This window comes from Pseudomonas sp. FBCC-B1667 (assembly GCF_059133255.1).
In genome coordinates, this window is sequence record NZ_CP101437.1 from 145,770 (window position 1) to 158,641 (window position 12,872).

At 59.3% G+C, this 12,872-nt stretch carries 10 protein-coding genes; all 10 read left to right on the plus strand.

Annotated features, from left to right (window positions below):
- Positions 1–337: 337 nt before the first annotated feature.
- The 10 genes from NL116_RS00650 to NL116_RS00695 all read left to right on the plus strand — a co-directional run bounded on the left by NL116_RS00650 (position 338) and on the right by NL116_RS00695 (position 12,678).
- Positions 338–2,338, plus strand: a complete 2,001-nt coding sequence (locus NL116_RS00650; protein ID WP_494375593.1) for a type VI secretion system Vgr family protein — start codon at positions 338–340, stop codon at positions 2,336–2,338.
- Positions 2,335–3,201 (plus strand): DUF4123 domain-containing protein, encoded by an 867-nt coding sequence (locus tag NL116_RS00655; RefSeq protein WP_494375594.1) that lies wholly within the window; start codon positions 2,335–2,337, stop codon positions 3,199–3,201. The genes NL116_RS00650 and NL116_RS00655 overlap by 4 nt, the downstream gene beginning before the upstream one ends.
- Complete coding sequence (locus NL116_RS00660; RefSeq protein WP_494375595.1) at positions 3,198–6,830, plus strand: toxin VasX; 3,633 nt, start codon at positions 3,198–3,200, stop codon at positions 6,828–6,830. The genes NL116_RS00655 and NL116_RS00660 overlap by 4 nt, the downstream gene beginning before the upstream one ends.
- On the plus strand, positions 6,814–7,944 hold the full coding sequence (locus NL116_RS00665) for a hypothetical protein (RefSeq protein ID WP_494375596.1): 1,131 nt from the start codon (positions 6,814–6,816) through the stop codon (positions 7,942–7,944). The genes NL116_RS00660 and NL116_RS00665 overlap by 17 nt, the downstream gene beginning before the upstream one ends.
- Positions 7,941–8,408 carry a hypothetical protein gene (locus NL116_RS00670; protein WP_494375597.1) on the plus strand — a complete coding sequence of 156 codons (468 nt, stop codon included), beginning with the start codon at positions 7,941–7,943 and terminating at the stop codon, positions 8,406–8,408. Before NL116_RS00665 ends, NL116_RS00670 begins: the two co-directional genes overlap by 4 nt.
- Positions 8,392–9,522: a hypothetical protein gene (locus NL116_RS00675; protein ID WP_494375598.1), complete on the plus strand. Its 1,131-nt coding sequence runs from the start codon at positions 8,392–8,394 to the stop codon at positions 9,520–9,522. The genes NL116_RS00670 and NL116_RS00675 overlap by 17 nt, the downstream gene beginning before the upstream one ends.
- Positions 9,519–9,986, plus strand: a complete 468-nt coding sequence (locus NL116_RS00680; protein ID WP_494375599.1) for a hypothetical protein — start codon at positions 9,519–9,521, stop codon at positions 9,984–9,986. The genes NL116_RS00675 and NL116_RS00680 overlap by 4 nt, the downstream gene beginning before the upstream one ends.
- 364 nt (positions 9,987–10,350) lie before the next feature.
- Positions 10,351–11,100, plus strand: coding sequence for a hypothetical protein (locus tag NL116_RS00685; RefSeq protein WP_494375600.1), 750 nt, complete (start codon positions 10,351–10,353; stop codon positions 11,098–11,100).
- Positions 11,097–11,564, plus strand: coding sequence for a hypothetical protein (locus NL116_RS00690; protein WP_494375599.1), 468 nt, complete (start codon positions 11,097–11,099; stop codon positions 11,562–11,564). Before NL116_RS00685 ends, NL116_RS00690 begins: the two co-directional genes overlap by 4 nt.
- A gap of 364 nt (positions 11,565–11,928) precedes the next feature.
- Positions 11,929–12,678, plus strand: coding sequence for a hypothetical protein (locus tag NL116_RS00695; RefSeq protein ID WP_494375601.1), 750 nt, complete (start codon positions 11,929–11,931; stop codon positions 12,676–12,678).
- The last annotated feature ends 194 nt before the right edge of the window (positions 12,679–12,872 follow it).

Here is a 12,872-nt window from a genome sequence, read left to right on the forward strand (position 1 = left end):
GACTAAACCCGTCCACTGAGAATCAGTGACAGGAACCAAGTTACCGACCGGCCCCAAGGCGCACAAGCCGGCGGATTCTGGCGTAGCCGTAGGCAACGGCGCAAGGTGTTGTAGCTTGCAGGACGTAACACTAAACACCGTTAAACACCCCTCTGAAATCAACACACATTCCCTGTCTGCGAGCCTGCTCGCGATGACGGCGTGTCAGTCGACACTTTCCCGCCCTGTCTGGCGACTTAACGGATCTGTCCTACACAACATGAAGATTTGCCTGACTGCGCCAACTCGCAGACCCACGCAAAGTCCCGTGCCTTCCGATAGACACAGGGATATGTGGATGCTCAGCGAGGCCAAGCAGGTCGTTTTCAAACTCGACATTGAAGGTTTTTCCCACGACCTTCAGGTACTCGAATTCCGCGCCAAGGAGAGGCTCAACCAACCCTACGCGGTCAAACTCGAACTGGTCAGCGAACATCCCGACCTGGGCCTCGAGTCTCTGTTGCATCGCCCGGCTTTTCTGCGATTCGGTCCTGACAGCAGCGGCATCCACGGGCAGGTCTATCAAGTTGCACAAGGCGATTCAGGCAAACGCCTGACCCGCTATCAGATGACTCTGGTGCCCCAACTTGCCTACCTCACCCACTGCCATAACCAGCGCATTTTTCAGCAATTAAGCGTGCCGCAGATCATTGCGAAAGTACTGAAAGACCAGGGAATGCAGCCCAACGCCTGGCGGTTCCAACTCAGCGCCGAGTACCGGCCTAGGCTCTATTGCGTGCAATACGAGACCGGACTGCATTTCCTGCAACGGTTGTGCGAGGAAGAAGGACTGCACTTTCATTTCGAGCACAGTCCCGACGGGCACGTGCTGGTGTTCGGCGACGATCAAACCAGCTTCTCGAAACCTTCCCAGTCAACCGCGTACAGACCAGGCAGTGGCATGGTCGCCGAAGCGCCGGTGATCGACCGTTTCAAGCTGCGACTGGAAACCCGCTCGACCCACGTCAGCCGTCGTGATTACGATTTCGAAAAACCTCGTCTGAAACTGGAAAGCGAGGCCCAAAATCCGCTGCTGCCGCACCTTGAGGATTATGGTTTTCCGGGTCAGTTCACGCATCGTGAGCGCGGTAAAGATCTGGCCAATCGGGCACTGGAACGCCACCGCGCCGATTACCGGCAAGCCAATGGGCGCAGTGATCAGTGCGTCATGCGTAGCGGCCATTTCGTCGACATGTCCGAACACCCCCGCGCCGACTGGAATGGCCTGTGGCTCCTGACTGAAGTCGAACACGTTGGCCTGCAACCCCAAGTGCTTGAGGAGTCGATCAGCGATGCCAGCCCGCAGGATGGGTTCAGTCAGGGCTACCGTAACCACTTCGTCGCAACACCTTGGGATGTCCCATTCAGGCCGGCGATCGAACACGCCAAACCGCGAATAACCGGCAGTCAGCATGCCATCGTCACCGGCCCGCCCGGTGAAGAGATCTACTGCGATGAATATGGTCGGGTAAAGGTTCAACTGCCTTGGGACCGAGAGGGTCAGCACAACGAACACTCAAGCTGCTGGCTTCGAGTCGCTACCGGTTGGGCCCATGACCGTTATGGCAGCGTCCAGATCCCCCGTATCGGCATGGAAGTGCTGGTGGGGTTCACCGATGGCGACCCTGACAAACCTCTCATCCTCAACTGTCTGCCCAACGCCTCGACTCCGGTGCCGCTGGATTTGCCCGCCCAGCATACGCAAAGCATTTTGCGCAGCCAGAGCAGTCCAGGCGGCGGCGGTTACAACGAGTTGCGCATCGAGGACAAAAAGGGCGCCGAGGAGATTGCCCTGCGTGCTCAGCGTGATTTCGTCCAGCTCGTCCTCAACGACGAACGCATTCAAGTCGACAACCACCGCACCGTGGTTGTCGGTGGCATCGCCAGCCACGACCTGCGCGGTGAAGAACAGCACCTGGCCCACGGCAACCGTTTGACCGAACTCAAGCAGGACGACCACCTGTTGGTCCATGGCGATCAACATATCCGCGTCGCTAGTCAGCGACTCAGCGCCACGCAACAGATTCACCTGAGTGCCGGACAACAAGTTGTCATCGATGGCGGAGCGCATCTGACGGTCCAGGCTGGCGGTCATTGGCTGACGCTGGGGCCGGAAGGTATTTTCAGCAGCGTGCCGATTCTGGTGGGCGGCACCCTGGCCGTGGGACTGCCCGCCGAGCCTCTGATGCCGGGCGCCTTGCCCCTGCTGAAAGTGACGTTCGATGCGGCACGGCAACGTCATGCGCTGATCTCAACCCGCGCCTCGCGCTGTCTGGTTTGCGAGGCCGCCCAAGCATGAACCTCTCGAGCTCTCTGCCTGAAGACCTACCCTGGAACGAGCATCAGGCTTTCCTGTTGCTGGACGGCGCGACGCTGAGCGATTTGCCGGAACGCTTGAAAACACTCGGTCCTGGCGCCAGCACTGTTGCGCTGTATGACTGCGCGCCGTTCACTGCGCTGCGCGATATCTCGCCGCTGCTGGTGGCGATCCAACAGCCTGACGAACCGATTGTTCAGTTCTATCGGCAACAGGCGCACGAAGAGTGGGGCGTGCTGTTGTTCAGCACCGCACCTGCGCATGACGTCGCCCAGCATTTGCGCAAACTGCTGACCGTTGAATTGCCCGAAGGCCTGCCGGTGGTCCTGCGTCTGGCCGATGCGGCCGTGGCGCAGGCGTTGTTCGGCAGTGGCGATCAGCGTTTGTTCGGTCCTATTACCTGCGTGGTGATAGCCGATAGCGTCAACGCCAATTGGCAGCGTCATCAACCGCGACTGCCGGACTGCCCGGAACTGACCACGCCCTATCGCCTGAGTCCTGAACTGAATGCAGCGCTGGACCGGGTTGATCGACGCCGTGCGTTGCTCGAGCTGGACGCCCATTTGCTCAAGTTCTTTCCCGAACGCCAGTGCGGTGAAACCGTGGCTGAGCGTTGGTCAATGCTCGCACAGCTGGAAGCCGAGGCCAGCGCCTTGGGCCTGAGCAGCCAATCCGAGCTTTTCTACTACGCCAACGTCATGGCCTGGCTGGGCGGCGCGGCACCCGAACAACACACATCTATCGCCCGTTTACTGCACACCCCCTCGCTGCAATCACCTGGCGAGCGCGTTGCGTTGGCCGCCGACCTGGCCCAGCGCTGGGCCAGCCAAGGGAGCCGCCCATGACCCACCCTGCAAACCTTGCTGCCGCCACGGCCTCAAAAACCGCCATCGGCTCTCCCGGTGCTTGCCCCTTGCGCCAAACCCACGTGCAGCTGCTGCCTTTGCGTTACGGACTGGTGGAAAAGCCACTCGACCCGAGTGCCGAACTGAAACTGCCATATGCCCTGACGACCCGCCCGCTGGGCATTCGCATGCTGCGCGATGGCTGGTTGTACGTGATCGACAGCGTTACCGGCCACTTGCACGAGTACCAGGTGCGCGACGGGCTGGTGAGCGCGTTGCTGCACACGGGCGCCAAGGTCGACATCGATCAGCGAACGCCTATCGAGGAGCGTCCGGCGCTGGTGTTTTCCAGGCGCAGCACCTTGCACGTGACGTTCGCCGAGGTGCAGTGGGCGGCGGCCAAATGCGCGCAGGTGCTCGACAGCCGTGCCGAACGCGAGCACTTCATGCAGGTCGTCGAACTCGGCCCGGTGAATTGCGAAACTGGCGGCGAACACCTGCTGACGGTCGAGCAAGGCAAACAATGGCTGGCAGAGATTGCGACCGATCCGGCACGGCAGGTGCAGGCAGAACAAGACCGCGCGGAACAGGAAACCGAGTCGCCGCCGGACGCCGTTCTATTGCCGACCGTGCACGTCAGCGATGCCCCCGAGCACGAGCGTGAACCCTATTTGTGGGAGCAACCGCAGCGCTTTCGCGAGTCGCACATCGGCGAGTTTCTCGGGCGGGTGCGCCCGGCTTATCAGGACGACACGCTGTTCCTTGTGGTGCACGACGACCTCGGTGTATTGCGTGATCTGGCCGAATATCAGGACGCCGTGGTCGGCTGGGTCGACGACTGGAGCAATGCCGCCCACAACGAACGCGATTACCTGCTGGCCTGTTATATCGAATCCCTGAGCCAGCTCAGTCCTGCGGATATCGGTAATCTGGCCGACGCCAGCGACGATCCGCGAGTCCAGGCACTTTTTGTCGATCTGGAACAGTTGCCCGAACCGGATCGGGAGCAGACCCGCAAAGCGTTGCTGGATTACCTGAACAAGGGTGGCAAGGTCGAGTCGCTGGGCGCTCCCGTGCCCCCGGAACTGGTGCAGCTGCGCAAAGAAGCGCATGCCGACGCGTTCCAACTCGCCAAGTATCAGGGCGCCACCCCCGACTTCACCGCCCACAGCCGCGCCAGTGACGAGGCAGACCGGCGTTACTATGCTCGCCAACATTTCAAGGTCGCCCCCGACGAATTCGTCGAGCGTCACCTCGATACCTTGGTAAAACTCGGCCAAGAGCAAAACAAACGCATCGTCGATGTGCTCGAAGGCTCCAGTTTCAGTGGCAAACGCGGGGTCAATGATTTCATCGACCGGCCGGCCATGGACGCTGCGCTGTTTCAGCATCGCGACGACCTTGGCCGCTGGAACCGCTTGCTCGAGCGCATCACCGCCGACCGCACGATGCTGGTGGGGGGCGGGCGCTTCCATCGCTCGGCCTGGTACTACGACGCGCAGGATCAACGGCAACTCCACCAGGCCTTCAGCGCCGAATACGCCTGCCTCAAGGACATCTGCCGCAGCGATCACGCGAGCGAAATCCTCCTCGCTTATCTGGAGAAACACCCCGAACTGACCCGGCCACTGTTCTACACCTTGCCGCTGCGTCTTCAGCCGGAGCGGGCCGCGCAATACGCCACGCTGTTCAACGCCGGTATGGGGGTGTTCAACAACCTGCCGCACTGGTTGGGCGAGTTGAAGAAAATCGAACAAGCGCCCCTGCCGGCGCTAGACGATCTGCCTGAACACACCCGCGCCGTTGCTGACGCGGCCCAGCACAGTCTTAGCCCGGCGCTGAACCTGGGGCTGAGTCGGGCGCTGGAAGGCTTTGATCTGGCGGGCGAAAAAATCCCCGACCTCGACGAACTGTTTCGGCGCCTGCCCAAAGCCTTGTCGGGGCGGATACTGGATGCGGCGAAAACCACCGGCGTGACCTTTACTGTCGCCAGCCCGGCGGAACACACGGCGTTGCAAACCAACCTCAAGGAAATGCTCAGGGAACGCGACTACCTGAAAACCCTGACCCGTGAACGTAGCCAGATTACCCACAACAAAAACCGCCAAGGGCATAAAACGCCGAGGGCGGTTGAGTTGCAGGAAGAAATTGTCCGCGTGCGCGGGCAGTTGACGCAACTGGAAGGCCGGTTGGCCGGGGCGCTGAGCCCGATTGCGGAACTGCCGGATCAGTCGGTTCGGCTGTATGGCGCGACGCCGGCTCGGGCGGGGGTGACGGTAGTGTTTCCGCCGGCGCAGCAGTTGGAGGTGCGGAGTTTGTTGAAGGATATTCGGTTGGGGGTTAGCTCGGTGCCGAATGCGAAATTGATTCGGAGCGAGGGGATGGGGTTGTTGGTGTTTTTGGTGCAGGGGGTGAATTTGGTTTCGGTGTATCGGGAGATGATGAATCAGACCAAAAATCCCAAGAAACGAGCCGAGTTCTTTGCCGCGTTTGCCGCTACGGGTGCCGCGGGATTTACGGCAGCGCAAAGTCTCGCCGACACAGCGTTGAGGGCGCGTAGCGCTGCGCTCGTCGCGGGTCTTCGACACCACGCTTTGCAGAATGTACATGTGCAGATGGGCAAGCTGCATGTTGGACTGGGCATCTTCACCTACGGTTTTGGTTTTGCGTCTTCAATGGTCAGCCTCATCAACCATCACCAGAATTGGCAACAGGCGACACGTAGCGGGAATGCTGCTGCACAGAATAGTGCAGCGCTCGCGACAGCGGGGGCGGCCGGCATGACGAGCGTCAATGCCTATGGATTTGGTCACACCTTACACGCGGGTTCCACCGTACTGATGGCAAAAAACACTGCCGCAAGGACCGCTGCGTGGGCCGCCGCTGGCACACGCCTCTCCACCGTGTTCTTCCGCTTCAACCTCGCCGGCGCCCTGATCACCGTACTGGAACTGGGCGGAACCTGGCTGTACAACCGCTACAACATCAGCGCCCATGACAAATGGCTGAAAACCACACCGTGGAGCCTGGACAGCGACGAGCGTGGCGACCATACCCTGGATGAATATCAAAGTTATCTGGCCTATTTGCTTCACGCCCCGTATGCGCAACAGGGTCCGAACAAGCATGATTCGTGGCTGAAAAATCTGCTGTTGAAGGCCAAGCCCAAAGACATCCATCTAGTGCTCCCAGGGCTCAAGCTCGGTGATTTTCAGCCACCCTTGAGTGGACAACCTGCTCATCGCCTGGGGATCGGTGCCCAGCGTTTTTCCGTTCCCCTCCACAGTCGTGGTGTACCGCGCGAGCGCAAGGACGTCATCAGTGAGGAAGTGGCGAACAGCCTGCGCATCGTACAAACAGGACCCGATTGGTTGGTGCTGTGCCTGCAATATCCCGTGGATCCTGACTCTGAATTTACCCCGGCGTCCGAAACGCTGGAACTGGCCGTCTGTGTACAAACCTTGAACGCCAAGGGCGCGTGGGTTTCTCGCATTCGGGTCATTCGCCTGAACCCTCGGAGTGACGGCCGCTTTCCGGCGTTGGCCTCTCAAACCGTTACCGAGCATCCGCCCATGTTGCTGGTTGAAACCCATTTGCTGGAGGTGGCCGACCATGCCCACCAAGATTGATATCCCGATCCCTGCGCCGCACCTGGAGCAATTCCGCAAAGCCGGCGATGTCGAACCGTTTCCCAGTGGGAGAATCACCTATCTCGCGCCGTTGCCACTGCCAACAGCGCTGCCGCCGCATGGCCCTCATATCGGGGAACTAAATGATGTGTACATGGACTTCGGGCTGGGATCACCGCAGATATTTTCATGGCAGGTCATATTAGGCGGGCCATTCAGCGGTGCCTTAATGATCGCCTTCCTCTTTCCGCTAATTGGCGGCTTTCTTGGGCTCGTACTTGGGTACAACTGGGAGGACACTTCGGACTCAATAGAGGGGATCTTCCATGCGTCTTACCCGCTAGCCATGCAAACTGGCTTTTGGACCCTACTCATCGGCCTTGCCGTCTGGCACCACAACCACAAAAAGCGCCTCCAGATCATCCCCACCCGCTTCAACCGTCAACGCCGCGAAGTCTGCTTCATGCCCGAAGACGCCACCGAGCCCGTCTTCGTCCCCTGGGAATCCCTCTCGGCCTGGGTCATCGAAGCCCAAGGCGCCACCCAATACGGTATCCATCGCCAATATGGCATGGGCATCGGTTTCCAGCACGGCGAGACACTCACCAGCGTCGAATTTCCCTGCTTCGCTCTTTCCCTGGCTATCAGCCACTGGGAAGCCATCCGCGGCTACATGGAATACGAAATCCACGACCTCAAATCCATCCAGGACCCGCAAGACCTGCAAGGCCCGAACGACCCGCCCCACGAAGGCCTGCACACCTTCCACAACGCCCGCGCCCGTATGCACCAGCAAATCCGCGACGGCCAGCGCGGTCGGATATCGGGGTTTTTCTGGTACCTGTACCACGTCATGACCCTGTGGACGATTCCCAACCACCTGACCGAATGGGAAGTCCGCCGTCTCCAGAAACTGGGCCCGCAGGCCATGCCCGAAGTGATGCGCCAATGGTCCGAGCCGTTGCCGAAGGAACAATGGGCCAAACCGAGTGAAGAGCTGCTGCGCCTGAGCGATCAGGTCCGACAGCTGCATAAACGCCAACCTCGTCGACCGATTACCGAGATTTTTGCTGAAGTGCAGCGTTTGAATCCGACGGACAAGCGTCGCGCATGAGCTGTTACAACCGTGAAGCCTTACTCGACTATCAGAAAAAACACCCGGAACTGATCCAGAGTGGCAAAGCGGCTCATCGCCTGGGGATCGGTGCCCAGCGTTTTTCCGTTCCCCTCCACAGTCGTGGTGTACCGCGCGAGCGCAAGGACGTCATCAGTGAGGAAGTCGCAAACAGCCTGCGCATCGTGCAAACAGGACCTGACCGGCTGGTGTTATGCCTGCAATATCCAGTGGATCCTGATGCCGAATTTACCCCGGCGTCCGAAACGCTGGAACTGGCCGTCTGTGTACAAACCTTGAACGCCAAGGGCGCGTGGGTTTCTCGCATTCGGGTCATTCGCCTGAGCCCTCGGACCGAAGGCCATTTCCCTGCACAACCTTCTAACTCCGTTACCGAGCATCCACCGCTGTTGCTGGTTGAAACCCATTTGCTGGAGTTGGCCGACCATGCCCACCAACCTTGATAGCCCGATGCCTGCGCCGCAGCTTGAGCAATCCCGCAAAGCCGGCGACGTCGAACCATTGGCCAGTGGGAAGATTACCTACCTTGCACCGTTGCCACTGCCGACAGCGCTGCCGCCGCATGGCCCTCATATCGGTGAATTAAATGACATGTATATGGACTTCGGACTGGGATCACCGCAAGTCTTTATGTGGCAAATGACTCTAGTCTTTCCATTCAGCGGCACTTTAATGCTCGCCTTTCTACCTCCAATGCTTGCTGCGCTCCTCGGGGTTGTGTTCGGTTACAGCCAAGTAGAAATCTGGGGCTCGGTACTCGGCGTGTTTGATGAAAGCTACGGCTACGCGCTAGTAAGTGGCTTTTGCTCTCTATTTATCGGCCTCGGCGTCTGGCACCACAACCACAAAAAGCGCCTCCAGATCATCCCCACCCGCTTCAACCGTCAACGCCGCGAAGTCTGCTTCATGCCCGAAGACGCCACCGACCCCGTCTTCGTCCCTTGGGAATCCCTCTCCGCATGGGTCATCGAAGCCCAAGGCGCCACCCAATACGGTATCCATCGCCAATATGGCATGGGCATCGGTTTCCAGCACGGCGAGACCCTGACCAGCGTCGAATTCCCCTGCTTCGGGCTCTCCCTGGCCATCAGCCACTGGGAAGCAATCCGTGGTTACATGGAATACGAAATCCACGACCTCAAATCCATCCAGGACCCGCAAGACCTGCAAGGCCCGAACGACCCGCCCCACGAAGGCCTGCACACCTTCCACAACGCCCGCGCCCGTATGCACCAGCAAATCCGCGACGGCCAGCGCGGTCGGATATCGGGGTTTTTCTGGTACCTGTACCACGTCATGACCCTGTGGACGATCCCCAACCACCTGACCGAATGGGAAGTCCGCCGTCTCCTGAAACTGGGCCCGCAGGCCATGCCCGAAGTGATGCGCCAATGGTCCGAGCCGTTGCCGAAGGAACAATGGGCCAAGCCGAGTGAAGAGCTGCTGCGCCTGAGCGATCAGGTCCGACAGCTGCATAAACGCCAACCTCGTCGACCGATTACCGAGATTTTTGCTGAAGTGCAGCGTTTGAATCCGACGGACAAGCGTCGCGCATGAGCTGTTACAACCGTGAAGCCTTACTCGACTATCAGAAAAAACCCCCGGAACTGATCCAGAGTGGCAAAGCGGCTCATCGCCTGGGGATCGGCGCCCACCGTCTTTCCGTGCCGCTCTACAGTCGTGGAGTACCGCGCGAGCGCAAGGACGTCATCAGTGAGGAAGTGGCGAACAGCCTGCGCATCGTACAAACAGGACCCGATTGGTTGGTGCTGTGCCTGCAATATCCAGCGGATCCTGATGCCGAATTTACCCCGGTCTCCGAAACGCTGGAGCTGGCGGTCTGTATCCAGACCTTGAACGCCAAGGGCGCGTGGGTATCTCGCATTCGGGTCATTTGCCTGAGCCCTCGGACCGAAGACCATTTCCCTGCACAACCTTCTAACTCCGTTACCGAGCATCCGCCCATGTTGCTGGTTGAAACCCATTTGCTGGAGTTGGCCGACCATGCCCACCAACCTTGATAGCCCGATGCCTGCGCCGCAGCTTGAGCAATCCCGCAAAGCCGGCGACGTCGAACCATTTGCCAGCGGGAAGATTACCTACCTTGCACCGTTGCCACTGCCGACAGCGCTGCCGCCGCATGGCCCGCATATCGGGGAGCTAAATGAGGTGTACATGGACTTCGGACTGGGATCGCCGCAGATATTTTCATGGCAAGCCATATTGGGAGGACCATTCAGTGTTGCCTTCTCGGTTGCATTCTTAATACCTCTATTTGGCGGCTTCATGTTCTTTGTGTTCGGGATGGGCTGGGACGATATTACTCATGCCATAAAAGGAGTATTCAATGAGGCGTACGGACCAGCCATACAGGGCGGTTTTTTTATGTTGCTCATCGGCCTCGGTGTCTGGCACCACAACCACAAAAAGCGCCTCCAGATCATCCCCACCCGCTTCAACCGTCAACGCCGCGAAGTCTGCTTCATGCCCGAAGACGCCACCGACCCCGTCTTCGTCCCTTGGGAATCCCTCTCCGCATGGGTCATCGAAGCCCAAGGCGCCACCCAATACGGTATCCATCGCCAATATGGCATGGGCATCGGTTTCCAGCACGGCGAGACCCTGACCAGCGTCGAATTCCCCTGCTTCGGGCTCTCCCTGGCCATCAGCCACTGGGAAGCAATCCGTGGTTACATGGAATACGAAATCCACGACCTCAAATCCATCCAGGACCCGCAAGACCTGCAAGGCCCGAACGACCCGCCCCACGAAGGCCTGCACACCTTCCACAACGCCCGCGCCCGTATGCACCAGCAAATCCGCGACGGCCAGCGCGGTCGGATATCGGGGTTTTTCTGGTACCTGTACCACGTCATGACCCTGTGGACGATCCCCAACCACCTGACCGAATGGGAAGTCCGCCGTCTCCTGAAACTGGGCCCGCAGGCCATGCCCGAAGTGATGCGCCAATGGTCCGAGCCGTTGCCGAAGGAACAATGGGCCAAGCCGAGTGAAGAGCTGCTGCGCCTGAGCGATCAGGTCCGACAGCTGCATAAACGCCAACCTCGTCGACCGATTACCGAGATTTTTGCTGAAGTGCAGCGTTTGAATCCGACGGACAAGCGTCGCGCATGAGCTGTTACAACCGTGAAGCCTTACTCGACTATCAGAAAAAACCCCCGGAACTGATCCAGAGTGGCAAAGCGGCTCATCGCCTGGGGATCGGCGCCCACCGTCTTTCCGTGCCGCTCTACAGTCGTGGAGTACCGCGCGAGCGCAAGGACGTCATCAGTGAGGAAGTGGCGAACAGCCTGCGCATCGTACAAACAGGACCCGATTGGTTGGTGCTGTGCCTGCAATATCCAGCGGATCCTGATGCCGAATTTACCCCGGTCTCCGAAACGCTGGAGCTGGCGGTCTGTATCCAGACCTTGAACGCCAAGGGCGCGTGGGTATCTCGCATTCGGGTCATTTGCCTGAGCCCTCGGACCGAAGACCATTTCCCTGCACAACCTTCTAACTCCGTTACCGAGCATCCGCCCATGTTGCTGGTTGAAACCCATTTGCTGGAGTTGGCCGACCATGCCCACCAACCTTGATAGCCCGATGCCTGCGCCGCAGCTTGAGCAATCCCGCAAAGCCGGCGACGTCGAACCATTTGCCAGCGGGAAGATTACCTACCTTGCACCGTTGCCACTGCCGACAGCGCTGCCGCCGCATGGCCCGCATATCGGGGAGCTAAATGAGGTGTACATGGACTTCGGACTGGGATCGCCGCAGATATTTTCATGGCAAGCCATATTGGGAGGACCATTCAGTGTTGCCTTCTCGGTTGCATTCTTAATACCTCTATTTGGCGGCTTCATGTTCTTTGTGTTCGGGATGGGCTGGGACGATATTACTCATGCCATAAAAGGAGTATTCAATGAGGCGTACGGACCAGCCATACAGGGCGGTTTTTTTATGTTGCTCATCGGCCTCGGTGTCTGGCACCACAACCACAAAAAACGCGCCGCCATCATCCCCACCCGCTTCAACCGCCAACGCCGTGAAGTCTGCTTCATGCCCGAAGACGCCACCGAACCGCTCTTCGTCCCTTGGGAATCCCTCTCCGCATGGGTCATCGAAGCCCAAGGCGCCACCCAATACGGCATCCACCGCCAATACGGCATGGGCATCGGTTTCCAGCACGGCGAGACCCTGACCAGCGTCGAATTCCCCTGCTTCGGCCTCTCCCTGGCCATCAGCCACTGGGAAGCCATCCGCGGCTACATGGAATACGAAATCCACGACCTCAAACCCATCCAGGACCCGCAAGACCTGCAAGGCCCTGACGATCCACCCCACGAAGGCCTGCACACCTTCCACAACGCCCGCGCCCGTATGCACCAGCAAATCCGCGACGGCCAGCGCGGTCGGATCTCGGGGTTTTTCTGGTACCTGTACCACGTCATGACCCTGTGGACGATTCCCAACCACCTGACCGAATGGGAAGTCCGCCGTCTCCAGAAACTGGGCCCGCAGGCCATGCCCGGAGTGATGCGCCAATGGTCCGAGCCGTTGCCGAAGGAACAATGGGCCAAACCGAGTGAAGAACTGCTGCGCCTGAGCGATCAGGTCCGACAGCTGCATAAACGCCAACCTCGTCGACCGATTACCGAGATTTTTGCCGAGGTTCAGCGGCTGAACTCGACCGACAAACGTCGCACATAAGCGGTCGAAACGTGCTCGAAGGCCTGGCATCCGGGGTCAACGATTTCGCAGACCGGCTGACCATGGACGCAGTGCTGTTTGGAACAGTCTGTTGGTGGCAGGAGGCGAGGAATGTTGCTGAAGAATATGCGGAGTGGGTTACCGAATGTTGCGTCGGCGACCTAAGAAATGTCGTCAGCTCATGCAAGTCACCA